Genomic DNA, 24683 nt, shown 5'->3' on the forward strand with positions numbered 1-24683 from the left:
CTTAAAACGCGCTTTTTCGTTTTTTAATCGCCTCTTGCTCATTTGATACATCTTCTACAAATCTATTAAATTCTTGTTTCCCTAGTTGTATATTGATATACGCCGGTTGTCTCTCTTTGTTGGCCGAATTTGTAGTAGTTCTAATATCATTATTTCCTACACTTACTTGTGGTCTAGCTGTCTGGTAAGCCCCTAACCCTCTTGGCATTCCATATACCGTCTCCACTTGCATAGCCTCTGGCTTCATCCACTCAGTCATTTGTTCTGTAGTTCTTTGTACCGCACCCTTCATTGCATCAATACCGTTTATCCAGCCTTTCATCATATTGACACCAATGAAATCCCTGAACCAACGACTCGGTGAGTGAATCGATAATAGACCAGAAATTTTATCTTTGATTCCATTTCCGATGTCCGTAATTTTATTCCAAATCGCTCCAGCCATAGAGCTTATACCATTTAAAAGCCCTTGCATCATATTTCGTCCTATGCTTCCTAAATCAATGCCACTTAAGAATGACTTCACATTATTGAAAATTTGCGTCACTGTGTTATAGATAGAACTTAGAATGTTAGACGTTGCAGATTTAGCCGCGTTCCAAATCGAAGAAATAATGCTACCTACAGCATTCATCACTGACGAAATTACGGATTTTATACCTGAAAAAATTGAACTTACTAGAGAACCTACAGCTGATAGAACACTAGAGAAAATAGATTTTACTAGATTTAGTCCACTAGTCACGACCGCAGAAATTAAGCTTATTGCTCCCTGGATTATACTTCCGATTAATGACATCACGCTCGATGTAATGCCCTTCACCGCGTTCCACGCTCCACTCCAATCTCCTTTTAAAACCGAAGTGAAAAGCTTTATTATGTTGGTGATTATCCCAATCACAGAGGTGATTATGCCCATAATTGCCGGGAAAACTGCTTGGACAATCGACAAAATAAATTGAATCGCCGGGATCACTATGCCTTTTATTATTGTGGCTAGCCCTTCAAGAATCGCAGTAGCTACGGGAATCGCCGCCTGAATTATCGAAACTATTACCGGGAAAACTGCCTGGACAATTTGTAAAATTAAAGGAATAACCGTAGTCGCTATGACAGAGATTACCTGGCCTAATAATTGAATTATCGGAATCGCAATGGAAATCGCGGCAGCAATAATCGCTGCTATTACCGGGAAGACCGCTTGTACTGCCTGAAGAATCAGCGGAATCACTGTTGTCGCTATAATTGATAGAACCTCGCCAAATCCTTGAATCAGCATTCCTGCTATGCTAAACGCCGCCTGAATTACCTGTAAGATAATAGGGAATGCAGTTTGAAAAGCCTGAAGGAATATCGGTAAAACTGTAGTCGCAAAAGCTGTAAACATTTGAGATAAAAATTGCAGCCCTTCACTGATCAACGGCATAATTTCTATAGTTGTAGCAGCAAACATACGGATAAGCTCAGTAACCATAGGCATAACTTGTTGTATGACCTGACCAAACCCAGTAAACAATTCAGCGGCTAAAGGTACAACCGATTGTACAATTTCACCAAAAAGACTTGCAATTGTAGCACCAAGCTCACCAAAGGCGGCACCTAGCTCCGCAAACGCGGGGCCTAATGTAGCAAAGCTTTCCGCTATAACTTGACCTGTTTTTTGAAACTCTGGTGCTAGAGGAGCAAAAGCTTGTATAATCCCCTGAGCCATTGACTGAACAACCGGTAAAATAGCAGAAATCACAGTAGAAAAAATCTGCTGTATCGATTGCCATGCTGACATAAATGCTGATTTTACTTGATCGTTTGTGTTTATTAATTTAAAAATTGCAGCCCCCAATGATGCTACAATCGCTATTAACCAACCGATAGGTCCTGAAACCCCTAAAAATGTTAACCCTAATCGTACAATCAACGGTGTTAAGGTTGCTATTGTGTTTCCGATAGAAGAAAATGACATTTTTATAAACTCAATCACTGGTGAAATAGCAGAACCTATCCCAGAAAAGGCTGAGCTTAAGCCGGAAATCGCGGAAGAAAAAGCTCCACTTATACTTTGACCAATTGACATGAATTTTGACTGTATAACAGCAATTGCTACGTCAAAAGCTGTACCTATAGCACTACCCATCGCTGAAAATTTTGCAGGTACCGTTCCAAGGTAGGTTCCTAAAGAATCAAGTGCAGACTTCATAGACTCAATAGCTGATACTGTCCCACTTTTTATTGATTCCCAAGCACTATTCACGGCATTTCGGAAAGTCTCGTTATGCTTATAAAGTTGGACTAACGCTACACCCAACAATGCAAGTACCGCAATCACCACTCCAATAGGACCTGTAAGTGCTGTAAAAATAGTCACCGCAATACTTATCCCTTCGGCCAAACTACCAAGAAATGAGATTAGACTCCCGATTCCTATAATCAATTTACCGAGCACAATTAAGGTTGCTCCTATCGCGTTTATCATTATTCCGACAACCGTAGCAGCTACTAAGAACGCTACTCCTAAAGCTGCTGTCGTGGCGATCATAGTCTGTACAGGAGCTGGTAATTTTGTAAATGCGTTTGCCAGTTTTTCTACTACTCCAGCTACCACCATTAACGCAGGAGCTAACGCATCGGTAAATGCACGTGCCGCAACATCTAAAGATGCTTCCATCTTCGTTAATGCTCCAGCCCATCCTTCAAGCATTGAATCTGCAGCTTTTTTTGACGCGCCATCTGAATTCACTAAAGATTGTGTTAACGCATCAATCTTTTCAGGTCCTGCAGATACAAGTGCCATCATACCTGATACAGCCTCTGTACCAAATATCGTCGCTAACGCCGCACCTTTTTGTGCATTTGTCATACCTTCCATTCCTGTTTTTAACTCACCAATAATTTGAGAAAGTGGCTTCATATTCCCTTGTTGATCCGTAATAGATACGCCGAGTCGTTTTAATTCATTTGCTGCTGCTTTTGGTGGCTTAACTAAACGTAGCATCGATGCACGAAGCGCTGTACCAGCAGTTTCTCCCTTGATACCAGCGTTAGACATAATACCTACAGATGCCGCAAGCTCTTCCATTGAAATCCCTAACTGTGCTGCAGGTCCTGCTGCATATTTAAATGCGTATTGCATATCTCCTACACCAGCAGCGGTTGCATTTGCGGCGGTCGCTAACACGTCAGCAACATGTGTACTTTGACTTGCTTCCATACCAAAAGAATTTAAAGCTGACGTAATCGTATCGGCAACCATTCCCAGGTCCTCACCTGACGCTGCAGCCGCACTCAACACACCAGGTAATGCAGCGGTTGCTTGAGCCGAATCGAAACCTTTCGCACCCATTTCAGCAAAAGCTGCTGCTACCTGACCTGTTGAATACACAGAGTCTTTTGCCATATCAAGAATCGCTTTCTTTACTTGACCGTAATCACCTGCAGTTAAAACAGCTGCTTTACGGGTTTGCGATTCAAATTCACGTGATTTTTGAATCATACTCCCTAAAGCAAAAGCCGACGCTGCAGCCGCAGGACCGAATGCATTTTGCATTGTTTGTCCTGTTTGCTGTACACGTCGGCCCATTTCAATTGCTTGGTTACCTACTTCTTGAAATCTAGCCCGCCATCCCGAGTAATCTGGTGGCGGTGGTGCTGGTGGCGCTGGCGGTAATGGTGGAGGTGCTGGTGGCGGTGGTGTTTGGGGTGTTGGAGGTGGTTTACTAATATGCTTAAAAAATGTGTTCCAAGCCTGCGTTGCTTGTCCAAGGTTACTTATTAAGTTTGAAATATCTGCAATCACCTGAGTTTCTACCTTGTTCTGACTCATTCACCTCACCTACCCTTCCTCTTCTTTTATTTGACTCTTAATCATCGACTCTATTTGATCAAAGAACGATTCATTTCTTTGAATTTTTTCAACCACTTCTTGTCGCTCTTTTGCTTGTTTTTCAATATCACGAGCACTTTCTGGACGTGTATATATATCTGCTAATGATTTGATTTTGTCGCTTTGTGCATTTCGATTAAACAAAGCTTGTACGCTTGCAAACTCGTACTTATCCAATAATTGTTCTTTATATCCGTTGAGCATAATGTGATATTCTTTGAGACTGATACGCCAAGATTGCAAGGTGGTCATATTAAAAAAACGAAAGCACTCACCTTGCAATTCATCGATATTTATGCGTACAGGTTCTCGAACGACTTCTGCTGTTCCGCTGTCATCGTCGCTAGAAGTTTCTTCACTGTCTTCTGGAAGAAAAAACTATTTAGCACAACCGCTTTGTTGTATTTTAGAATTTCATCAAGATCTAGCTTTTGATCATTAAATAATTTTTCAATCTCTTTTTGTACCGCATCATACGTAATACCTTTTGCAGTATGAATTAACGCATAGTAAATCACATCAACGAAGTTTGTAATTCCTCCTTGCATCGTTTGAGAAACAAACTGCATCGGTCCACCATTTTCATCTAGCAATCTAATTGCTTCTAAACAAAATTTCAGTTCAAATTCTTCTCCATTAACTACAAAACGTGTATATGATTTTTCAGCCATTATTAAATCCCTCCAGGTTTTTATTCAAAATAAAAAAGCGAGCTAGATTGCTCACTTTGTTTCTGGTGTAGAAGGTGTAGCTACATCACCAGTTGGTGCACCGTTAGGTACCGTACTAATTGTGCCTTTAGAAATTTTCCCATTTAATTTTAGACCAATAGAATACTTTGAGTACTCCTCATTTTCATGAGATAGCTCTAAGCTATTTAACATGTATGTTCCTGATTTAACTTTATATGAAGAAGCCGTCGCACTACGTAGGTTAACTTCATGAATTCTTACCAAAACTTTATTAATAATGGCCTCTTCTACATAATCAAGACCCTCGTCACCTTCTGTACAAATACCTTCAATACTTGCGGACTGTGTTACATCGCCGTAATCAGATCCACTTTTATCCTTTGTTTTTAACTCAATTTCTCCAGCTTCAATTGATCGGGAACCCGATGTTTGGTTATAAAATCGAACCGTTTTTGTAGTTTTCCCGTCAGCTTGTGGGATATCAATTAAATAAAGTGTTTCCGCACCTTTAAACTCTGGTGCATTACTTTTTGCTACATCTGCCATTCTTACTCCCCCTCTAATTTCTGATTGTTATAGTTATAAAACTCAAATGTTTCGCTGTTAAAACCTCAACGTCTTTTTGAGATAGCGGTTCAAAATTCTTTACTTCTGCATTAAAAAAACCGATTCGCTCCGGATTCTTTTTGCTTGTGTCATACAAGTCAATTGAACCCTTTTCGAATCGGTTAATTATTCGATCTTGCAAATCATTCCTATCAAAAACTTTATCCGCATATACACCAACTTGAATCAGATGATTACGTGAGAAATTCTCTTTTGAATACCTGTTAATTGTTCCTGATAAGTCCTCAATGGTAATGAAAGGTTTAGTGTTTCCCGATACAGAAACACCATCATAAATCCATGTAGTAGGTGCAAACACGTCCATTGCTTTTTTAAGTGAGTACATTACATCGTTTAACATAACTAATGTCCCTTCGCTACACGTTGAACAGTTTTGTTTATATCCTCGAAAAACGGTTTCTCACCTTCAAAAGCTGTTTTACGCATAAATCCTTTTTTAGTTTTGTGTGTAAATTCTTGTACCGCTGCGTAAATAAGAGGAGATCCATATGTTCCAATAATTTTCGCACCTACTACCATTTTCACACTTGCAGGAATACTTTCAGATAAAGGTCCCCATAATATCGGAGCACGATTAGATGCTTGATTAGCCTGTAGACGTGTGTGTTTTTCTACGGTTTGTTCAATTGGTTTTTTGTACCTATTGGGATTATGCGCTTTTAACACAGCAGCTTGTCCTTTAACCACAACTTTAACCTTCATCAAATCACCCTCTTTACAATTACCTCTCTACGATTCACGCCACCAAGCCCTCTTTCATCGATAAGTTCGATAACGTAAAAAACCCCTCGCCGTTCAACTTTTTCAATATTCTCCAAGTCTATATTAAGGGGAAATGTAACAAGCGCCTCTCCCTTTTTAACATCAAGACCAACGAACTTCGTCTTTTCTACTGAAGTGAATTTCTTCCAAACTAATTGAACAGTTTCTTTTCGTGGTTCACCTTGTATTTCTTCACCTGTAATTGGATCTTTTTCAGAAATCCCTTTAATGTGTAAAATCACCGGTTCCTTACGTCCTTGCTCAATCATTTCACGATTTTCGCGAATCTCTTTAATATCATCTTCGGTAAGCAAATGCTACACCTCCTCGCTTATTAAATAAGTCAGTCGAGAAGAACATTGTGGATGTGGGCTTACTAATTGATTCATAAGGGTTTCCGGAATGTTTTTCGGGTACTTTCCAGCACCTAAACCATACGCATCACGTCTTGCCAGCTTGTAACACATGTGCTTTGAATGGTATCGGTGACGATGGCCATTATCTATAATTTGATAGCCTGCCACAATTTCACTTTCTAATCCATTTTGTATAGTAGCTGCTCGGTACGTATTAGTACTTTCGGAAATAGCTACGCGCTCAATTTTCCATTTCTCATTGTCATGTACTTCTTTAATCTTTTGAGAAATCATATTGATACTTTCGCCTTTTAATACGGCGGGACGAATTACGCTACTCAACCGATCCCTCATATCCCCAGATAAATTCCATACACGATCCGAAAGAATTAAACCGTCTTCTCCAGGTCTTTTTAAAACCTCTTGAATAATTTTCTTATTTACTGCGGTTATAGATTTCACGTCTAAACCTGCTTCTGATAATTTTGATGTGGTCCATTTCGACGTGTTTTCAATTAATCTATGGAATGACTGCTCCGCTTGTTTACGAAATTCATTTTCGTATAAAGTCAGGTCCCGTAATAACGCATTTAACCTACCACGCTTCACAATTCCGTCCTTTTGATAATCATTCAGTAAATCAACCAAAAACAAACGTATTAAGACAATGGCCTTAACAGTACCAGAAACTTGTTTTTCGTGCTCTTCCTTAAACTCTTCAGAAATGGCATCAAGTGTGGCATCCATTTCTTGTTGAGAATCGCTCATGTAATCATCTCCCGTCTGCTCGCTTAGCAAATGTTTGATGAGTACCTTTGCCTCGTCTATATTTCCTGTACTTTTTAAGTGCATCTGCTGATAATTTCTTATAGTTTGCAAAGATCATCGATTTATCAACCGACTCCTCGCCATCTGTATAAGAAAAATAACGTGCTGCGTCTGCTGCGATCGATTCATAAGCAAATGATAGTGCAAGATAAAAGATAGCATTTGCATTTACTTCTTCGGTTAACTCTGACTCAGCTTCGGCTTCAGCTAGCCAATTTCCGATGTCTTCCGGAGTTACTTTTGGAACTTTTGCTAACCGACTCTCCAGCCTTTCCGACACCTTCATTTGGCGTCACCTCCGTCACTGTAAATTTATTAAGAGCTCATGATCCCTGCAGCTTTTAACTTCGCAATCAGTGTATTTAGGTCTTTTACGACACCCGCCACATCGCTTGCAGTACTGTCCGCCTGTTTATCAGCCTTTTTAGGTAGTTGAGCTGTTTTTTCTTGTAGCTCTTTAATAGCTGTACCTAATTTAATCTCATTCGCAATTGGCATTGATTTGTTTAACCGTTGCGCCTGATTTTCAGAAATAGGCATATTAAAAACTCCTTTCAAAATGAAAAAAAGGTAGCTGAAATGCTACCTTTTAAGCCATTGTTTTAGAAATATTTTCAAGAACAGCGATAGATTCTTTCGCGTTTTTAATTTCATAACCAAATTCCCCACGAATGACACGGGAGAAATAGTCTCCACCTGGTTGTGTAGCATCTTGATCATAAATCGGAGTTAAGTAACGAGCCTTAACTTTTTCTGTATCAAGAAGTAATGCACGATCTTTAGGCATATTTAAATCCACTACCACATTAGAAATCGCCCCACCTGGTAAATCAGATACAAACGATAAGATTTGGTAACCTGCCGCAGTATCTTGGCGTGTAGTACGAATTGTATCGCCACCAAGCTTTGTAATTTGTCGTGCGATATTTGGTCCACATAAGATTGTATTTGCTGAACCACCTCGCGTAAATACTTGTTCTACAGCGTCGTTTAAAGGTTTTGCAGCAATTTCGTTCCCTTTAAAGTCTTGTTTATGAGAACCTTCAGAACCCGCAAATGCGAATAGACCACCTGTAGTACGTGGTTGCGTTGGAGTGCCCGCATATCTACGGCCATAAATTAAAGATGTGTTTGCTTCACGAATCAGCTCTTGTAAACGTAGGTTTACTTGATAATCTAATTCGTTCGAAACACCATGCGTATTCACCTGCTGTTGTGTACGTGATACAGATGCGTATCTAGAAAAGATTTGTGAGAAGTTATGTGACACCAGACGGTCGTTAATTTCATTCTTACGGAACGCATCTTCACCTTCCGGACGCGGTCTTGCAATAACTTTCAGTTCGCCACCAGCTGTAATTGCTTCAGCTGTTGTACCGTCGTAACCACGTTGAACAGTAATTTTATCCGCGTTTTCATCAACGCTTACTACACGTAGCACTTCTAAACCGTTTTGTACAAGTGCATTTTCAGTGAATTTACGCGCTTCACCTTTTTCTAAAACCAGGTCTGTAGCACCAACAGCTGCTGCAGTTTTCACAATACCCGTATCTGAGTTTAAGTAATCATTTTGCCATTCAAATTTCGTTTGTGTTAACCCGTCTCCTACTCCAATTAATCCGAAAAGAACAGGTGCTTTCGTTAAAATTAAATCTACATTCGCTTGCATTTGTCTTACTTGTTGTTGAAATTCGTACGTAGTTGGTACTGGCATATTTGTAGCCCCCTCAAATTTTTTAAATTAAAAAAACCGCTGACTTTTTGGTCAACGACCTACTATTTCTTTGCTTTTGCTTCTAGTAACTTGTTATAAATACGTGTTACTTCTCCCGCAAACTTTGAGTCTTTTAATGCTTTTGCTTTCGCTTCTTCCAACTCTTTTTCTAGAGCAAGAATTTCATTCGCTCTCGGATTTGTTCCTGGATTCGCGCCACCAGCTGCATCAGCTCCCACAACTTTCTTAAACATCCAAGGTTTACTTTCTTTTAGTGCACTAACAGCCTCTTCGACTCCCTGATAATTCCCGTCCTCATCAAGTTTAATGGACGACTTATCTAAAAGCGCCAATACATCCCCTGGATCATTCGCATCTAAAGCACGTGCAATACTCTTAATTTCAGTATTCAAAATTCGAGTATTTGCTTTTTCCTGTGCTTTTTGTGCTGTTTCGGAAGCTTCTAATGCCTTTTTATCAGCTTCTTCTTTTTCCGCCTGCAATCGTTCAATTTCCGTCATTTCTTGCTTTTTACGCTCTTCTTCAGCTTTTTCGTATTCTGCTAATTTTGCTTTCACATCATCGTAGTCGCCATATTTTTCAGCTGATTTACTACGTTCACGATCTAAGCGTTTCTTAACAATTTCGTCTAATTCTTCTTGCGTAAAAGTTTTTGACGGATCATCGGTATCCCCAGGCTTTTTGTCTGGATCATCTCCAGAACCACCATCAGAAAAAAACTGAAGGTCTAATCGTAGTGGGAACTTAGGTGTTTTTTGTACTTTTTCTACAAAATACTTTAATGATGCGGTTTGTTTTACGTATTCCATTTGCAAATCCTCCATTTTGAGCCTGTCGGCTATAATTTCCGAAAGTTTATAGCGCCATTTCGTAAGGCAAGTGTTACTTTTCGTTATAAGGATCCTGAGATTGTCGCTTCAACATCCGTTCTTGCATGATTTCCATGAACTTTTGCTCTGCATTTTCTTTACCACTTCTCGTAATCGCGCCTTTAATTGATTCGATTTCATTAGAAATTTCATCCCCTAGCTGTTCAATGAGCGCTTTTTGATCTTGTGGCAACGGTAAACCGAAAATAATCTTGCTAGCATAATAGTTATCTACTTTTGCTAACATCTCTTTATCGTATTTGAATTTCGGATCATCCTGCCTTGCTTTCATATAACGCAAAATATACTCATTTAAGGTTTGTAAGCGTGATTGCCATATAACCCATGAGCGTTGTGTTTTCGAAATGATGTTACTGAATAAAAGCTGTACGGCCATATCATTTATACCACCTGTATTCATGTCAGCAGTATTCACCATTGGTACCTCTGCTTTTTCATGTAGACGTTTTTGCAATCGGTCGAGATACGCTTCGATGGTTTCTTTAAACCGGAACCCGCTTTCCAACTTTTTCGCACTCGGTTCACCACCGTTTTCTTCACCGTCACCTAAATCCCACTTCGCACCTGGTGCAACTTGAAGTGGATTCTTTGGATCCTCATCTACATTTGTTAACAAAGTAATAGCGAACATTTCAAAACGTAACGCATCCGAGTAATCAGACATCTTTTTATCTATTTCATCAGACAACTTAATCGTTTTTTCCAGTTCACTATAACCGATGGTTCTTTTGCTAAGTTTTTCAGTCGGTACCGGTACAACGGGAATAAAATCGATGCCCATTGATGAGCGCTTAACCCTATCCTCTTGCTTTTCTAAGTCACCGTTGTATACTGCCTCTTCAATTTCGCAGTCATACTCACCAGCTTCTTCATGCCAAACTAAGTAATACGATAGCTTCCACATTTTTGTTTGTTCTTCATCAATCCATGCAATAAAATGAATCTCTTCCAGCTGGTCTATATCCCAGTCGCTATACTTTGCGATGACTTCTGTTGATGGATGCCAAATAATTTTAAATTCACCGCGACGTTTATCATAATGAATACGAGCATAAACACCAGTTTTTGAAATGGCACGATCCTTTGCTGCCGCCAATAATTTTTCATGCATTCGGTTGTCATCCCAAACCCATGTTAATAACCGCTCTTTCGCTTTTGCTCTACTATTTTCTGCCCGCTGCTCCTCACTAGGTTCGTACCCTGATTGAATCATAAGCGCTGGATCATCTATCACATCTGGAGGAACTGTTACTTTCGGTTCTTTTTCAAATTGCCAAGCTGCAATCATATTTACGATTTTTTGAGGATAATCAAGTTGTATTTTTGTAGGATCATAGTCGAGATTGTCTGGTTTTTTGTAATCTGACCATACGTTTAAATCTCCTTCATATCGTTCATACAAACGAACCTCGTCCATAATCCGTGTCCACTCAGAATCACCGAGCGCGGTACGAACTGGCATTACAATTTCCACCGGATTCATAAAATTACGATCACCTTGTACTCTCATTCAAGCCCCTCCCTTCTCAATATCTTGAATTCCCTGTAGTTCCCGCTTTACGTCTTGCACGTTTATAAGCAATAGAAAAAGCCATTTGAACCGCATCCGGACCGTCATCATATGGATGCATCGGATACATTTCAAATTGCTCCAATAAAGCACGTAAATGTTTCATAAAACGTAATTTACCGCTCTGTATATCCGGTAATAATGACTCAATACGGAGTGCTTTTCGTGTACGTTGCTTAATTTGTTTTAAGCGAGTCGATGAAGGATACCCTTTCTTTTGCAATGCTTCAGCAACCTTCTCAGCAAACCACTCCTGCGCTTGTTGTGCCTCTACTGCGATTGATTCATATTGATATTCCAGCGTGTATTCTACAGCCTTTTCTAATAATGTATTTGGATGCACACGCTCCATAAAAATATCAATAACGTAACAAGTACCTGTTTCCACGTTTTTTGCAAGTGTAACTACTACGCTATAGTCACCTTTTTCTTTCCCCATTGCGAAATCAACTGCACCGTAATACAAAAGTTTTTTATCTTTTAAATCATTTTCAGTACAGTACGTGAAATATTTAGGTTTAAATATCTGTCTTTCTTCATCAGTCGGATTACATAGGTACTCTTGGTTGAACGCTTTTGTTCCGTCATCTTCCCTAATTTCCATCAAATCGATGTAAGGGAAATGTGATGGCCATAACGTTTTTGTACCTCGGAGCATTTCTTCTTTGTTCTGCTCATAAAATTCACGAGCACGATCTGCCGAGTCTGCATCATCTATTTGACGAATTTCACGCCATTCTTGCCATAAATCTTCGCGCTCTGACCATTTTAGAATTGCTGGGAACGATCTTGATACGAAATCACGACGGTTTTTAATCACGTGATGCAATAAACTGTCATAACAAACGATGGTACCCATATAAATACAAGCACCTTCTTGACGGCTCAAACCTGGTAGCAATTCTTCCTTGAACCAGCGCTTATTTTTTGCGATTAAATCAACTGTCGCGGTATTTTCTTTACTCTCCAAATCATCCAAAATGTAGAGCTGAACCCTTTTTGATCCGTGGCGTAATCCACGTACCTGAGTCCCGATACCTTTCGCTTCGACTTTCGTGTTTGTTAAAGTCACGAATTCTTTATCGTTATCTACTTCATTTCGGCTTTTCTGCTCGTGAAGTAAGATACCGAAATCTTCACGTAGTTTCTCGTTGTACTTTAACTGATCACGTGCCCAAGATATAAAATCACCGGCTACATCAGATGTTTCAGAAATCAAAACAATGTACTGCTTTAATCGATACACGACTTGATGACACAAATAACCATTACTCAGATAAGCGGTTTTCGCGTGACCACGCCCTACACTCCAAGCTACTTTTTTCTTCTTTTCCCTACCTGTTGTAATGTCATCTAAAAGCCCGCATAGCGTTTGGTGAAATTCAGCCGCGTCATCCATCGTTACTCCAACAGGGATTAAGTTATCCGGATTACCTGGATTACCTTCTTCGGAGAAATACTCATACATGAAATACAGCATGTCATGTTCTCCACGGTGCACCCTTTTTAACTTTTCTAACTCATCGATGTCAGCAAGTAGTGTATCCATGTAATATTCTGTAGCCTCGCCAGTTTCGTACAACTCTTGTAATTTCTTTGCTCTTTCTGCTACAAGATTGATACGCTCCTGACGTTCTTGACGGGCTAGCCATTTACCGTCTATATATGCCATGTAGCCCGTCCTCCTTTTACTCGCCTGTCAATTTTTTTAATTTTTCAAGCTGTTCTTCGATTTCAGCATTTGTACGAGTCGCATTTCCTAGATCACCCTCGATTACTTTCTTATCAGTCAGTAAACCGAATCGCTGCATGTACAACTGCATAGCTTTTACACTTGGCTGCGGCCCTAAAATTAACTGCATTAACTTGCTGTACACCTGCTCGCGCTTCTCTGCAAGGAAACTGTCAGCTACTTCGCTCTTGAAGGCAATAAAGTCCTGATTCTTAGTTCGCCACTCCCAAAGCGTGGTACGGTTTATGCCTAACTCGTTCGCCATTTCATCTTGCGTCCTTTTTTCCTCGTTGTTCGATTCCATCAGCTCGTTTTCCACAAGTAAATATGCCGCTTGAATTTGTTTAGCCGTGAGTTTCTGCTTTAATTCGTCTAACTTAGCCATTCTTTCGCTCCCCTTTCTTCGTGAAATAGAAAAAGGCAACCGATTTAGTATCGATTGCCTTGAAATTCGTATGTTTTGTATAGCCCCCCGAGTTTAAAAATTCCAGCGGAACGTTACGAGCGCCTGCCAGCGCCTTATCAGATTTGACCTCCCCCGGGGGGATTGCTTTTTTCTTCCAAAAAGAAAAAGCCGAAATTATTTTTCCGACTCTTTTTTCTTTTTTGCTCGTATTAACGTACTTTTACTAATTCCGGTCATTTCTTCTACTTGCTTATATGAATGCTTATTAGCTAATAAGCCTAGTGCATGTTCAATTTGTTTCTTACTGTACTTATTTGGTCTACCTTCCCTAAAGTCTTCACGCTGCTTAGCAATTGCTTTACCTTCTTGTGTCCGCTCAACAATCATGTCACGTTCAAACTCTGCGAACGCACTCATGACATTGAATACTAAACGACCTGTCGGCGTATCCTCTATCAGTCCCATGTTCAATACATGTACCTTCACACCTTTTTCAAACAGCTCTCTTACTGTCTGTATAGCATCAACTGTCGAACGAGCAAAGCGATCCAGCTTTGTAACTACCAGTGTGTCTCCTGACTCTAGTATCGAAAGTAGTTCCTTAAACTTAGGACGATCAGCTTTTGTTCCAGTGAACTTCTCTGAATAAATTATACTACAGCTTTCCTTCTCCAGTGTTTGAATCTGTGCCTCTAAGTCCTGGTGAATCGTACTTACCCTCGCATATCCGTACTTCATTCATATCAGCTCCATTTCGGTCCTAACTAATGACACTAAGTTATGACACCATTTGATACCTTGATACTATCACACCCGTAACAAAGTGTCAAAACCTTTAAGTTATGGAACTGATACGAATGATTCTGACCCCCTGAGTTTCAAGGGCCCTTCTCTCTCAGCGAGCTCGGCTGATAAAAACACCCGTCGGTTTCACCTTTCGTGTTGCCGACAGTTGGATAACTACTACAGTAGTTACCTTAATTTCTACCTACTATATACCCTACAGTTAACCAAATCCAACGGGCATAAAAATAGCCATGATACCCTAATGACGGGCCTCATGGCTATGCGTATTATTTAGTACTGGAGTAGGACACAATTTCACCATCCTAACATAAATTGTACCTACTATGAACCCACCTTGTCAAGCCTCGTACAACTTTTTTATTAAACTTCTCATACCAGCCATATCGCCGTTAATATTCATGTGCAATAAATCCACGGCTTGTCTACAGCGTGCGTAATACAATTTTGCAGTGATATTCATAGTCCGTAATGTATTCCTTCTAGGAATCTTGTACACATACCGAGCAAGCACTATATATTTCATGTTCTTCGGTAATTGTTTAATCGCCTGATCCAGCACAATCTTATTCAGTCGGCCGTCGCTCTTCCCGTCCTGTGTCGCAGGTCCCGTAAAGCTAGGCGGCGCATCAGGGAACCGATCACCTACAGCCAGTGATTCATAATTCTCCAGCCATAGTCGTATTGTCTTCTTTGAAACATAGCCATCAATTCTGGTCATCTCCGAACCTCCTGACTCAGAAGATCAAACCCCTAAAACAAACACCTTAAATCATTAATAGTATTACATACTATATAACTATTAATAAATAATACTATATATATAATATATAATTATTAGTTTTATATTTATATTATATATATAAGGTATATTTTTTTAAGGGGGGGTTCTTTTTTATTTTCTTTTTCTTTTTTAAGCACTGTAGTGTATTAGACCCCCTCCTAAAAACTTTTCTTTTATATATTTATTTTCGTGTAATCAACTGTGAATCTCCGAATCTCGAAACACGTGCCACGCTGCTGTCTCATGCCCACGTAGCACCGACTTTCCAGCTAGGAGAAAGCGTTCTTCAGTCACTTCTGTTATCAACCCTTCTCCAGCATATACATTACCCTGCTCTGTCTCGATATTCACATCACGTAACTGGTTCGTGGCCACAAATTCGTATGCTCCATAATCCACAACATGGAGACTCCAGGTGAACTTACCCGTAACAAGTCCTTCTTGTACCGTCACATACCCGTCGTAAAACGGAACGTCCACACTATCGAACAGTTAAAGAAAAGAGAATGTCTTCAAAAGTTAATCTGTGGATACTTTTTTGACATTCTCTTTTCTTATTTCAAACAAGAAACTTATAAGCGATTATACGAATGTTATACCCGCACTTGCGAATCCTGTAATAGCAGTAGCTATATCAAAACCAGGTGTAGTTGATGAAACAACAAGTAATATCTTATCTTGTGGAGCGACCGCAATTGCTTGTGCGTTAATACCACTCGAAGTATCACCGATAGCAATAAGACCACTAAATGCTGGTGTTAATAGTAACGGTGTACCTACTGGTGTGAAAGTATTACTTGCTGCTGGTGCGCTGTACAACTGCATTTGAATTTGTATGCTTCCTAATGATAAAGCAACCGCTACAGTTACACTAAAGAATCCTGCTAACGAAGTAATTGTACCTGCACGAGGAGCTACAAATGCGAAATCAAATACTGGAGGTACAGGACCTATAGTAATTGGGCCACCAGGTGGGACAATTACAGGGAAGAATGAACTTCCAAATCCAACAAGTGCTCCTGTGTTTGCCAATCCACCTAAAACAGTTGCTAACGCTACTGGCCCACCTGATGCAAACGGAATAACCGCTCCAGCTCCTGTTGCTCCCGTTGGACCTGTCGGACCTGTGTCTCCCGTTGGACCCGTTGGACCTGTGTCTCCCGTTGGACCCGTTGGACCTGTGTCTCCCGTTGGACCCGTTGGACCTGTGTCTCCCGTTGGACCCGTTGGACCCGTTGGACCTGTGTCTCCCGTTGGACCCGTTGGACCCGTTGGACCTGTGTCTCCCGTTGGACCCGTTGGACCTGTGTCTCCCGTTGGACCCGTTGGACCTGTGTCTCCCGTTGGACCCGTTGGACCTGTGTCTCCCGTTGGACCTGTTGGACCTGTTGGACCTGTTGGGCCTGTTGGGCCTGTTGCTCCTGGAGTAGCATTGATTAATTGAATTAATAAACCAAAAAGAACTTGTAAAGTTCCAGGATCGATATTTGAGTCGCAGGATACAGGGATAAGATTTAAAGCGAAGAAGAATTGTGCAAGGGCGCTATAAAATTGTTGTAATAATGTTGACAATTGTCCTAAATTAGGTGCTGGAGATTGTAATAATACTATAATACTTTGAGTTAATTGTTTCAAAAAATTAACTTCTGGAGAAGGTATTAAGGAATTTAAGAAAATTAAAAATTGATTAAATAAATCGAGTAACGCTAATCTGTTTGCATCACTTGGATCTGCAAAAAATGCTGCAATAGCTGATATTAATGAATTTAGTAAAGTAATTAATTGACTTAATTGTTCGCTAGTAATAGGAACTGTCTGTGGATTTTTACAACAATCTGCTGAAAAAACAATCGGATTGCAGTTATTATGACCAAAACAATCATTATGTTTCATTTATTTCCTCCTTATTTAATAATTTTGAGAGAATACTCTTATACTAAGAAACACTCAATTGTAATGGTGTTGAATATTTTTGAATATTCATTTTTCTTAGAATAAAAATAGCTACTAATAATTAAACTATAAAAATTCAGTTTAATTACATTCACAACTCACATAATATAAGTATACGCATCTATTTATCTAGTGCTTAGATTAATTTCCTAATAAAAACGCATATTTTTAAAGGAATACGTTATCACTCCTATCAACGTGTTTATTTTATCAATAAAGAAAAAGACATATTAATTTATAAGTTCAATAATTCCATTCTAGAGTAATATCAAATGAAGTTTTTTGAAAAAGTTTGATCCTCACAACCTAGTTGTTTGTGTCATGAGTTTCTAATAATGCATTGTATTTTCCATTGAGAGCTAATCATTTTGCTTTTGCTGACTAATTTTTATTTCTTTGTAACAATTTATACTCATCTTACATACATTATCTTGAATCCTTACTTTACGAACCATTTAATTGTTCATGACTCACAAACATTAACAACATATGAATGGTGTATTGATTCATAGAAGAGTACCATATAATGAAGTGACCCCTAAAAGTTAGACACGGTTATTTCATTAGGCAGCTTGATAAAAGTGAGTCCGGTATTGTACCGGGCTCACTTTTAATTTTGCCTTAATCCGTTTCGTATTATAATAATCTATATATTTTTCTAATTCTATTTTAAAGTGCTCTACATTTTCAAATTCTTTTATGTAGAGGAACTCCGACTTCATAATCCCAAAGAAATTTTCTATTACTGCGTTGTCGTAACAGTTGCCTTTTCGAGACATACTCTGGACGATAGCTCTTGATTCAAGTGTCCGGACGTACTGTCTCATTTGATAATGCCATCTTTGATCCGAATGCATCAGTAGCTGGTGGGTTTCAGGTAAACGTTCCAATGCTTTCTCTAACATGTCTGAAACAAGCGAATACGTCGGTCTAGAACCAATTGTATAGGTAATAATTTCACCATTATACAAATCTAATACAGGTGATACATACAGTTTTTCTCCAAACAATTTAAACTCTGTGATGTCTGTTACCCACTTTTGATTCGGTGCATCTGTATGAAAATTACGCTCTAAAATATTAGGTGCAACTCTACCGACTTTTCCTTTATAGGATTTATATTTCTTCATACGCACAACACACTTTAACCCAAGCTCTTTCATAATGCGCTGAACCTTCTTGTGGTTCACTTTCTGGCCACGATTCGTTAATTCATCACGAATGCGACGGTAACCATAACGACCTTCATTTTCCTCATAAATCGCTTTAATCTCAGCTTTCAAATCGGCATCTACATCTGGACGATTCATTTTCTTTACTAAATCATAATACGTGCTTCGAGGAATAGTAGCTAGCTCCACGAGTGCCTTCACCGAATATTTATGCCTTAATTCATAGACTACTTGCGCTTTGTCTTGTTTTGTGATTTTTCCTTGTTTTGAACTAAGGCATTTAACTTTTTTAAGTACTCATTTTCCATCTCAAGCTGTTTAATGCGTGCTTCAAGTGCTTCGACTGATCCTTCAGCTAAAGGTTGTTTTAATTGTTTATTTGAATCTTTTTTCATGGATGGACGCCCCTTTTTCTTAGATTGAAGGGCATCAATTCCTTGTATTTCGAGCTGTTTTTTCCAAACAGAAATCGTTGAAGGGGCAGGAATATTAAAGATAGCTGCCGTCTCAAATAAGGACATACCGTTTTCAATCATAAAGTTTAGTACGTCTAGTTTAAATTGTTGTGTGTAATTTGTACATCGTTTTAGAAAAGCTTCCAGACCATTCTGTTTATATTGGTTTACCCAATTCAAAATGATTGTGTCACTTATACCGAGCGATCTACCCATTTCTCCATAACTTTCATTTCTGTTCAAATAACGTAGAACGATTTGTATTTTTTCATCAGCTGTAAATTTAGCCATAGAAAAACTGCACCTCCAATTGTTAGACTGTGTCTAACAATTGGGGTGCAGTTCAATTAATGGTGCTCTTTTTTATTTCAACAATTTTATATGAAATCTGTATACTTTTTTGACCAATTTCCAATAAAATTTCTTAAAACCTTAAATAATATCATTGATTATTTACTCCGAGAAAAGAAACTTTTCGAAGACCCCTTTTGTTGTTCGTGATACGTTACTTCAGCAATTCGTACTTCGCCATTTTCTCTTTCATCAATCCATCCGTTTACCACTTCTATATCGTACGGAACACTTCCAATCATCAATTGTTTTGGTATACTCATATAACGTTGTCCTCCTTTAGTTTGGTAAATTATTTTCAATCTCTGTTCGCAATTTATCTCGTAACCACTTAAACTCTAAATCTTTTTTATCGATCTTCTCCTGGATTACTTTTGCCTGTTCCTTTGTATAACATTTACGGAAACCGTTGTATAATTTCGAAATTTCTTTCTGCAGCTGTCTCATTTCACGGTTCGAATAATAACTTACAAATTCCGCTTTACAGCCTGGACAAATAAAGTAATGCTTGTCCACACGGTTCGGTAATCGTGCTGTGAGCATCTGGACACGAAACACGTGCTCACACACTTCACATTTCGCTTTCACGGGTTTCATAATCTTCATCCTTTCGTGTAGAAAGAATCACGTATTCTGGTTGATCTGGTACAGCAAAAGGAAACGTGATAGGTATACAACTATCTCGATTTGTAAACCATGTAACACCACCATCATCCGAAAAAACTTTACCGTCGATATAATACGCTGTACTATTATCGTTGTTTTTTCTAAAAATCGCAGAACATCTATTGTTTTGTTGTATACTTTCTCCATCCCCTCCACCAACATCATTCCATTCTGATTCCTCGCCTGTTAACGGAGTAATAGGTTTCCAGGATAATAGCCTCTTTATAAGACCTAAAGCATATGCAGCTGACATTCCGCTATGTCCTTGCTCCGAAAATACTTTTACGATTTCAAGTACACATTTATTCATTTCTTCTTGCATCGAATTATCACCATCATTAGCTATATCTTGAGATAATCGATTTAATTCTTCTTTTGCCCAATCTACTAATTTACTCATTTATTTTCCCCTTCCTATTCAAATATCCCGTGGCTGACCAAGAGTAATACGAGGTAGCTTCAGGAAATAACTCACAGAATTTCTTTCGTACCTACCATTTTCCCGTTAAGGTAGAACTTACCGCTTTTCATAACTAGACAATCTTTATCATAGAAAAACACTGTAGATTTAATGATATCTGTTTTTACAGTATTATCTGCTTCGTAATCGTTGTAATACTCATCGATAGCCGTACCGCATACACACTTCTGGTCAGCGCACCAATGCTCATAAACAAACATCTTATCGTTATACTCAAACATCGACGTATTTTCTTTTGGTTCCATTCCATAATGCATTTGTAATTCGGCTAATGTAATTGCTGTTTTGTGTAAAGCATAATCAAATTTCCCCAATCCCTCTGAGTACTCCAGCTTCCATTCACTATCAACATCTGCTTTTGAATAATACTTTACGGCTCCACTTTTTCGAATATCATTCTCCGGATCTGACCACGGAGCACCTGAGTCTCTTCCATACACATACTCACCTAATTCGACTTTCCATAATGGAAAATGTTTATTCGCTTCCGTTTTGTTCATCTTGCTCCCCCTCTAAATACGCCTTCTTGGTTCGCCACAAAGCTTTTTGCATCATCAAACAATCGGCCTCTTGGAACGAAATTAAAACCGTAAACTTTAAAGAATGCGTCGTTTGACATTTTGAAAAAGTCTTTTGCTAAATCCCATTGATTGTGGCCGTTATATGTTCCATATCTTGTACGTCTAAGTGATTCGTGTACAGTTTCTGGAACACTCATTTGCGCGTGAATCCCGTTCATAAAACCTGTAGAAATGAAATTCCCAGCTTCTCTCATATCTTTAGGTACGTCGTTCTCTATCTTTTTCAAGCTTTCGAGCACTTGATCAAGTACCTGTGTATCACCTATAATTCCGCGATTATTTTCAATGTGCCAAATGATGTTACCCATCTTTTTCTTTAGGATCATTTTCTTCTCTCCCCTGAATAAAACTCAATATTCCGTTAATACTGTAGATGGAGGAATTTTTATATACCCTTTTATTCCTCCCTTTCTCTAAGGGCTGGACAGTTAGCTTTCGCTAGCTGTCCTTTATTCATTTGAATAACCGCCATAACTTTGCGCATACTATCCATAGGCTGCTTTCTTAACAGTGGTTGCAGCCTGGAACCTTTTTGATAATGGAGCAGTTAGCTTTTGCTAGCTGCTCTTTTATTTGTAACCATTCAAAACAATATTTCGTACAATATATCAGTCCTTTCTTATAACCTGAGCTCGTCACTTTCGTTATAAAAATAGGCTAAATTCCTATTACCTTTTCAGAAATCATTCATATGTTATTCCTGAAAAAGGTGCTCTGTTTTTTTAAAAGGTGGTTGCGGAAACAACCGCTTTTTTATTTATGACAAAATGAAATTTTTATACAAAAGACAGACAATTAAGCAAACATAACCTCATATGATTTATTGTATCTTTTCTTTTTAGAATGGATAGTCGTTACAGAAGGGCACTTTCCGAAGTGCTCTTTTTTTATATCTCCTGCACCAAATAATTGTTGAATCATATATTAATTTCGAGAACACTCACAAGTCATAGATTTACAATAAGCCTTGGTCAAAGAGCGCTGTTACATGGCGCTCTTTTATTTATAATAAAATGAAGTTTTATAATCATTATTAGTTAAAATTCACATATACTTTAATGAGACTGGGTATTTATTAGCGACTGGGAGTGTCCTAATAAGTCACTCCTTTTTTCTTAGACGCAAAATAGCTTTTTTATTAAGCGCATATTTTTTTCAACATTCAACATATAGAAAAAATAAGTAATATCTCTTATCATATAGGTAGCCTCAACTTACACTTTGTTATTAGCCTTTCTGAAAAAGGGCCTACCCTCACAACAGGTCCTTTTCAAAAAGGTTTCTTCCATCCAAATAGCATTTTTATATAAAAATATTTCACACTTATCAAAACATCACATATAATACCACGTATCCTTTACCAGCAAGAGGGATAGGCATTTTACTAAGAGCACTTCTGTAAGTGCTCTTTTTTATTTCACGATTACATAACGATTTTATTAAAACTTTTTCACCTTTTAAATGGCCAAGCATATGTTATTGTATAGGGCACTCCAGTCCATACGTTCAAACCTTTTAGTCTAGAAGCACACTTATCTGTGTGCTCTCTTTTTTATTTACTTTCAAATAACAATTTGATTCAAACTTGCACATAAACTAAAAACATACATAAGATTTAATTGCCGATACTTTTCAATATAAATCTTGGTCAAAGAGCGCTTTCCCGGGCGCTCTTTTTTTCTGTTGAAATAAAGATTTTGTTTACTTTTGCTAGTCACCCTGTCCCGTATAAATGCACCTTTTTTTACGTATCATATTAAAATCCAAATTATCCTCTTTTAGGACGGTATTAATATGAACAAGACATTAAAATACATTTTAATCTTCTTTGGTACGGTGCTTTATATTGTAATTATGGGCTGGATTGTCTACTTAAACTTTGTTTAAGAGTATTTTATTTCTCCAAGCAAGAAATCAATCTAAGATCGAACATAAGCATCCTAAGGAGTGCTCTATAAGGCACTCTTAAGCTTTAAAATAAGGATTTTGTTAATGAATTTATAAAATTATCACCATTAGGCAAAAGTCACATATATTATTATGGATTGTTGTTCATAATTTTGGGCGGAGCACCCTGGTCAGGTGCTCTTTTTTAATACTGATCAAATAAGAATTTTGTTTAAAATTCATTAACCTTATTGATTCCTTTGCATGCAGTAAGTATTATTACAAAGAAATTCACAGGTTTCTCTGGTCCAGTTACCTTGAATTTCTTGCAGACCTTGAGGAAAGAACCCTTTTATCATAAAGAGTTCTTTCCTTTATTCGTTATAAAATAAAATTTTTATTAGGCTTTGCCCGCATAATATTTTTAATTTTGTTCATACTATAATTGTAACTTCTCAGTTACAAAACATTGTGGTAATGTTTTTGTTGGACAAGGAAGCAGTTAGCTTTTGCTAGCTGCTTTTCTGTGTACATACACTTTTTGTTAGTTCACACATATATTTAATTTGAGATCCTACTTATTCATAACCCGTTGGAAAAATTCCAAATTTATTAATGAACGCTCATTAAAACTCTATAGGTTGTTCACTCCCCTAAAAGGCACTTACGAAAGTGCTCTTTTTATGTGGAATAGCATTTTTTTAAAATTAATTTCATAAATTGTTTAGAGCCCTATGGTTCCAAGTACTTAGGGTACTCCCGTCAAACTCTTAGTGCCAATTGACACTGTTAAACAGTGTCCTTTTTTACATACAACTTACATTTTTAGTAAGTTCATTTTGTTCTCAGAATTAGTTACCTCCTACCTTCGGAGCACCGTAAACGAGTGCTCTCTTTTATATTGTTTTCACCAACGAAACATTTCTGTCATACCTTAATATTGAAAAGGTATTCAAACTTCATTTCATTTCATAAATTCTTGGTTAAAGAGCACTTATATACGGTGCTCTTTTTATCTCCTTTTGTTACAAAATAAAATTCAGATTACTTCTCCCCGCATAACATTTCCAATTCCGTTTATACTATAGCTGTAACTTTAAGTTACGTATCTGTACTTGTAGGGCCTAATTTCTTTTGTACAACAAGTGGTTAGCTAGTTAAACTGACCACTTTGTTGTGTCAAATAACTATTTTGTTAAATTTCTCAATTCACAAAGTACTAACTTTATAAAATGAATTCATATACATTTATTGAATACATATTAAATTCATATAGAACCAAATAGTTTAGGAGCTGATTAGTATGACAAGTAAACCACTGGTAATAACGCTTCCTCCTATATCAAAAACCAAAATTACTTTTTATTCTTCTTCTGGTGAAGTAATTAACCACACTTTTTTAACAAACGAAACTTCAGAACCTATAGCAACATTTGCATATTGTCCTATAGAATTCGAAAGATTTGAAACTAAAAGAATGCCTGTACTTATAAAATAATTTTTCATAGATATTTCCCTTAATCCCCTAGATTTCAGGGGGTTATTTTATATCAAATTACGTTTCGGTTTAGTTTTTTGACTGTTTAAATGCTTTTTTCTCACATTCTACACACGCTACAATGTCACCATCTTCATCGAATTGATAAATAGATTTCTCCTCAATATTCTTGTTTTGAAAACAAAGATCACAATTGAATTGTTTTTTCTTATCCACTAACTCGTCATTAATTTTCTTAGTTAGTTTTACAGTTCCAATTTCTTCTTCAGGTTCAATTGCATATCCGCGTTTCCCTAAGAATTTAACTATTTCTGTCATGTCTTCCCAAGCTGCTGTCCCTTGTCCAAATTTAATAGTAATTGTATTCATTTTTCATTCCCCTTTACGGATAATCTTTTTTCACATTACACATACTACCCATAAGCCGACTTCCCACGGCTGTACTCTTTCCAAACGGAGTTCTCTCCTCCGTACCACTTGAGAACAGGCGGGTAACTTAATTAGTTGCCTGCCGTTTTTACGTATAATCGTAAAACTTCTTGTCCATACTTTTATAGAAAACATCTTAAGCCATTT

Annotated in this window: 27 protein-coding genes; 1 reads left to right on the forward strand and 26 read right to left on the reverse strand. The window is 38.0% G+C overall.

From position 1 onward, the window contains the following. Nucleotide 1: 1 nt before the first annotated feature. The 25 genes from AC0L0O_RS12345 to AC0L0O_RS12465 all read right to left on the reverse strand — a co-directional run bounded on the left by AC0L0O_RS12345 (nt 2) and on the right by AC0L0O_RS12465 (nt 21048). Nucleotides 2-3790 carry a phage tail tape measure protein gene (locus AC0L0O_RS12345; RefSeq protein WP_473785922.1) on the reverse strand — a complete coding sequence of 1263 codons (3789 nt, stop codon included), beginning with the start codon at nt 3788-3790 and terminating at the stop codon, nt 2-4. A 36-nt stretch (nt 3791-3826) separates the two neighbouring features. Beyond that, complete coding sequence (locus AC0L0O_RS12350; protein WP_029438288.1) at nt 3827-4081, reverse strand: hypothetical protein; 255 nt, start codon at nt 4079-4081, stop codon at nt 3827-3829. A gap of 89 nt (nt 4082-4170) precedes the next feature. Continuing rightward, on the reverse strand, nt 4171-4548 hold the full coding sequence (locus AC0L0O_RS12355) for a tail assembly chaperone (RefSeq protein ID WP_042512732.1): 378 nt from the start codon (nt 4546-4548) through the stop codon (nt 4171-4173). A gap of 51 nt (nt 4549-4599) precedes the next feature. Then, the gene (locus AC0L0O_RS12360) at nt 4600-5115 is read right to left on the reverse strand and encodes a phage major tail protein, TP901-1 family (protein ID WP_113760299.1); all 516 of its coding nucleotides are present in this window, start codon (nt 5113-5115) and stop codon (nt 4600-4602) included. 13 nt (nt 5116-5128) lie between these two features. After that, entirely contained in the window at nt 5129-5536 is a 408-nt protein-coding gene (locus AC0L0O_RS12365; RefSeq protein WP_327976187.1) for a hypothetical protein, read from the reverse strand. A gap of 2 nt (nt 5537-5538) precedes the next feature. Then, a complete protein-coding gene (locus AC0L0O_RS12370) occupies nt 5539-5898 on the reverse strand; it encodes a hypothetical protein (protein ID WP_473785770.1) in 360 nt (119 codons plus the stop codon). Then, nucleotides 5898-6272 carry a hypothetical protein gene (locus AC0L0O_RS12375; RefSeq protein WP_101166949.1) on the reverse strand — a complete coding sequence of 125 codons (375 nt, stop codon included), beginning with the start codon at nt 6270-6272 and terminating at the stop codon, nt 5898-5900. The genes AC0L0O_RS12370 and AC0L0O_RS12375 overlap by 1 nt, the downstream gene beginning before the upstream one ends. Nucleotides 6273-6275: 3 nt before the next feature. After that, a complete protein-coding gene (locus tag AC0L0O_RS12380; RefSeq protein ID WP_473785771.1) occupies nt 6276-7082 on the reverse strand; it encodes a hypothetical protein in 807 nt (268 codons plus the stop codon). A gap of 4 nt (nt 7083-7086) precedes the next feature. Further along, nucleotides 7087-7428: a hypothetical protein gene (locus AC0L0O_RS12385; protein ID WP_473785772.1), complete on the reverse strand. Its 342-nt coding sequence runs from the start codon at nt 7426-7428 to the stop codon at nt 7087-7089. Between the two features lie 29 nt (nt 7429-7457). Next, nucleotides 7458-7682, reverse strand: a complete 225-nt coding sequence (locus AC0L0O_RS12390) for a head fiber protein (protein ID WP_473785773.1) — start codon at nt 7680-7682, stop codon at nt 7458-7460. A gap of 49 nt (nt 7683-7731) precedes the next feature. Then, nucleotides 7732-8856, reverse strand: a complete 1125-nt coding sequence (locus tag AC0L0O_RS12395) for an SU10 major capsid protein (protein ID WP_473785774.1) — start codon at nt 8854-8856, stop codon at nt 7732-7734. A gap of 62 nt (nt 8857-8918) precedes the next feature. After that, nucleotides 8919-9686 carry a phage scaffolding protein gene (locus AC0L0O_RS12400; RefSeq protein WP_473785775.1) on the reverse strand — a complete coding sequence of 256 codons (768 nt, stop codon included), beginning with the start codon at nt 9684-9686 and terminating at the stop codon, nt 8919-8921. Nucleotides 9687-9759: 73 nt separating this feature from the next. Beyond that, nucleotides 9760-11277, reverse strand: coding sequence for a phage portal protein (locus AC0L0O_RS12405; protein ID WP_473785776.1), 1518 nt, complete (start codon nt 11275-11277; stop codon nt 9760-9762). A 16-nt stretch (nt 11278-11293) separates the two neighbouring features. After that, on the reverse strand, nt 11294-13009 hold the full coding sequence (terL, locus tag AC0L0O_RS12410; protein ID WP_473785777.1) for a phage terminase large subunit: 1716 nt from the start codon (nt 13007-13009) through the stop codon (nt 11294-11296). Between the two features lie 16 nt (nt 13010-13025). Then, nucleotides 13026-13454, reverse strand: a complete 429-nt coding sequence (locus tag AC0L0O_RS12415; protein WP_001086031.1) for a phBC6A51 family helix-turn-helix protein — start codon at nt 13452-13454, stop codon at nt 13026-13028. A gap of 195 nt (nt 13455-13649) precedes the next feature. Next, nucleotides 13650-14213, reverse strand: coding sequence for a recombinase family protein (locus tag AC0L0O_RS12420; RefSeq protein WP_025118128.1), 564 nt, complete (start codon nt 14211-14213; stop codon nt 13650-13652). Nucleotides 14214-14619: 406 nt separating this feature from the next. Then, nucleotides 14620-15000 (reverse strand): hypothetical protein, encoded by a 381-nt coding sequence (locus tag AC0L0O_RS12425; RefSeq protein ID WP_473785778.1) that lies wholly within the window; start codon nt 14998-15000, stop codon nt 14620-14622. A gap of 258 nt (nt 15001-15258) precedes the next feature. Then, on the reverse strand, nt 15259-15555 hold the full coding sequence (locus AC0L0O_RS12430) for a hypothetical protein (protein WP_473785923.1): 297 nt from the start codon (nt 15553-15555) through the stop codon (nt 15259-15261). Between the two features lie 90 nt (nt 15556-15645). Continuing rightward, nucleotides 15646-16956: an exosporium glycoprotein BclB-related protein gene (locus AC0L0O_RS12435; protein WP_473785779.1), complete on the reverse strand. Its 1311-nt coding sequence runs from the start codon at nt 16954-16956 to the stop codon at nt 15646-15648. Between the two features lie 623 nt (nt 16957-17579). After that, nucleotides 17580-18934, reverse strand: a protein-coding gene (locus AC0L0O_RS12440) for an IS3 family transposase (RefSeq protein WP_473785780.1) whose coding sequence is annotated in 2 segments (ribosomal slippage) — nt 17580-18481 and nt 18481-18934 — 1356 coding nt in all. Because the reading frame shifts where the segments join, the coding sequence is not laid out codon by codon here. 158 nt (nt 18935-19092) lie between these two features. Beyond that, nucleotides 19093-19257 carry a hypothetical protein gene (locus AC0L0O_RS12445; RefSeq protein ID WP_473785927.1) on the reverse strand — a complete coding sequence of 55 codons (165 nt, stop codon included), beginning with the start codon at nt 19255-19257 and terminating at the stop codon, nt 19093-19095. Between the two features lie 16 nt (nt 19258-19273). Next, nucleotides 19274-19591, reverse strand: a complete 318-nt coding sequence (locus AC0L0O_RS12450) for a transglycosylase (RefSeq protein ID WP_473785781.1) — start codon at nt 19589-19591, stop codon at nt 19274-19276. Beyond that, the gene (locus tag AC0L0O_RS12455; RefSeq protein WP_042512757.1) at nt 19566-20060 is read right to left on the reverse strand and encodes a hypothetical protein; all 495 of its coding nucleotides are present in this window, start codon (nt 20058-20060) and stop codon (nt 19566-19568) included. Before AC0L0O_RS12455 ends, AC0L0O_RS12450 begins: the two co-directional genes overlap by 26 nt. A 71-nt stretch (nt 20061-20131) precedes the next feature. Next, on the reverse strand, nt 20132-20641 hold the full coding sequence (locus AC0L0O_RS12460) for a hypothetical protein (RefSeq protein WP_473785782.1): 510 nt from the start codon (nt 20639-20641) through the stop codon (nt 20132-20134). Next, nucleotides 20638-21048, reverse strand: a complete 411-nt coding sequence (locus AC0L0O_RS12465; protein ID WP_473785783.1) for a hypothetical protein — start codon at nt 21046-21048, stop codon at nt 20638-20640. Before AC0L0O_RS12465 ends, AC0L0O_RS12460 begins: the two co-directional genes overlap by 4 nt. A gap of 2864 nt (nt 21049-23912) precedes the next feature. Here AC0L0O_RS12465 and AC0L0O_RS12470 point away from each other — a divergent pair. Continuing rightward, nucleotides 23913-24107 carry a hypothetical protein gene (locus AC0L0O_RS12470; protein WP_437403156.1) on the forward strand — a complete coding sequence of 65 codons (195 nt, stop codon included), beginning with the start codon at nt 23913-23915 and terminating at the stop codon, nt 24105-24107. 69 nt (nt 24108-24176) lie between these two features. Here AC0L0O_RS12470 and AC0L0O_RS12475 read toward each other — a convergent pair whose 3' ends face one another. Continuing rightward, entirely contained in the window at nt 24177-24476 is a 300-nt protein-coding gene (locus AC0L0O_RS12475) for a DUF8088 domain-containing protein (RefSeq protein WP_473785784.1), read from the reverse strand. Between the last annotated feature and the right edge of the window lie 207 nt (nt 24477-24683).

The organism is Bacillus sp. GS3m_15504, assembly GCF_055825275.1.

Coding starts and splice junctions, on each gene's coding strand:
- AC0L0O_RS12350 (WP_029438288.1), bottom strand. CDS start 4,081: ATGCTCAACGGATATAAAGAACAATTATTGGATAAGTACGAGTTTGCA.
- AC0L0O_RS12355 (WP_042512732.1), bottom strand. CDS start 4,548: ATGGCTGAAAAATCATATACACGTTTTGTAGTTAATGGAGAAGAATTT.
- AC0L0O_RS12360 (WP_113760299.1), bottom strand. CDS start 5,115: ATGGCAGATGTAGCAAAAAGTAATGCACCAGAGTTTAAAGGTGCGGAA.
- AC0L0O_RS12365 (WP_327976187.1), bottom strand. CDS start 5,536: ATGTTAAACGATGTAATGTACTCACTTAAAAAAGCAATGGACGTGTTT.
- AC0L0O_RS12370 (WP_473785770.1), bottom strand. CDS start 5,898: ATGAAGGTTAAAGTTGTGGTTAAAGGACAAGCTGCTGTGTTAAAAGCG.
- AC0L0O_RS12380 (WP_473785771.1), bottom strand. CDS start 7,082: ATGAGCGATTCTCAACAAGAAATGGATGCCACACTTGATGCCATTTCT.
- AC0L0O_RS12385 (WP_473785772.1), bottom strand. CDS start 7,428: ATGAAGGTGTCGGAAAGGCTGGAGAGTCGGTTAGCAAAAGTTCCAAAA.
- AC0L0O_RS12390 (WP_473785773.1), bottom strand. CDS start 7,682: ATGCCTATTTCTGAAAATCAGGCGCAACGGTTAAACAAATCAATGCCA.
- AC0L0O_RS12395 (WP_473785774.1), bottom strand. CDS start 8,856: ATGCCAGTACCAACTACGTACGAATTTCAACAACAAGTAAGACAAATG.
- AC0L0O_RS12400 (WP_473785775.1), bottom strand. CDS start 9,686: ATGGAATACGTAAAACAAACCGCATCATTAAAGTATTTTGTAGAAAAA.
- AC0L0O_RS12405 (WP_473785776.1), bottom strand. CDS start 11,277: ATGAGAGTACAAGGTGATCGTAATTTTATGAATCCGGTGGAAATTGTA.
- terL (WP_473785777.1), bottom strand. CDS start 13,009: ATGGCATATATAGACGGTAAATGGCTAGCCCGTCAAGAACGTCAGGAG.
- AC0L0O_RS12415 (WP_001086031.1), bottom strand. CDS start 13,454: ATGGCTAAGTTAGACGAATTAAAGCAGAAACTCACGGCTAAACAAATT.
- AC0L0O_RS12420 (WP_025118128.1), bottom strand. CDS start 14,213: ATGAAGTACGGATATGCGAGGGTAAGTACGATTCACCAGGACTTAGAG.
- AC0L0O_RS12425 (WP_473785778.1), bottom strand. CDS start 15,000: ATGACCAGAATTGATGGCTATGTTTCAAAGAAGACAATACGACTATGG.
- AC0L0O_RS12435 (WP_473785779.1), bottom strand. CDS start 16,956: ATGAAACATAATGATTGTTTTGGTCATAATAACTGCAATCCGATTGTT.
- AC0L0O_RS12445 (WP_473785927.1), bottom strand. CDS start 19,257: ATGAGTATACCAAAACAATTGATGATTGGAAGTGTTCCGTACGATATA.
- AC0L0O_RS12450 (WP_473785781.1), bottom strand. CDS start 19,591: ATGAAACCCGTGAAAGCGAAATGTGAAGTGTGTGAGCACGTGTTTCGT.
- AC0L0O_RS12455 (WP_042512757.1), bottom strand. CDS start 20,060: ATGAGTAAATTAGTAGATTGGGCAAAAGAAGAATTAAATCGATTATCT.
- AC0L0O_RS12460 (WP_473785782.1), bottom strand. CDS start 20,641: ATGAACAAAACGGAAGCGAATAAACATTTTCCATTATGGAAAGTCGAA.
- AC0L0O_RS12465 (WP_473785783.1), bottom strand. CDS start 21,048: ATGATCCTAAAGAAAAAGATGGGTAACATCATTTGGCACATTGAAAAT.
- AC0L0O_RS12470 (WP_437403156.1), top strand. CDS start 23,913: ATGACAAGTAAACCACTGGTAATAACGCTTCCTCCTATATCAAAAACC.
- AC0L0O_RS12475 (WP_473785784.1), bottom strand. CDS start 24,476: ATGAATACAATTACTATTAAATTTGGACAAGGGACAGCAGCTTGGGAA.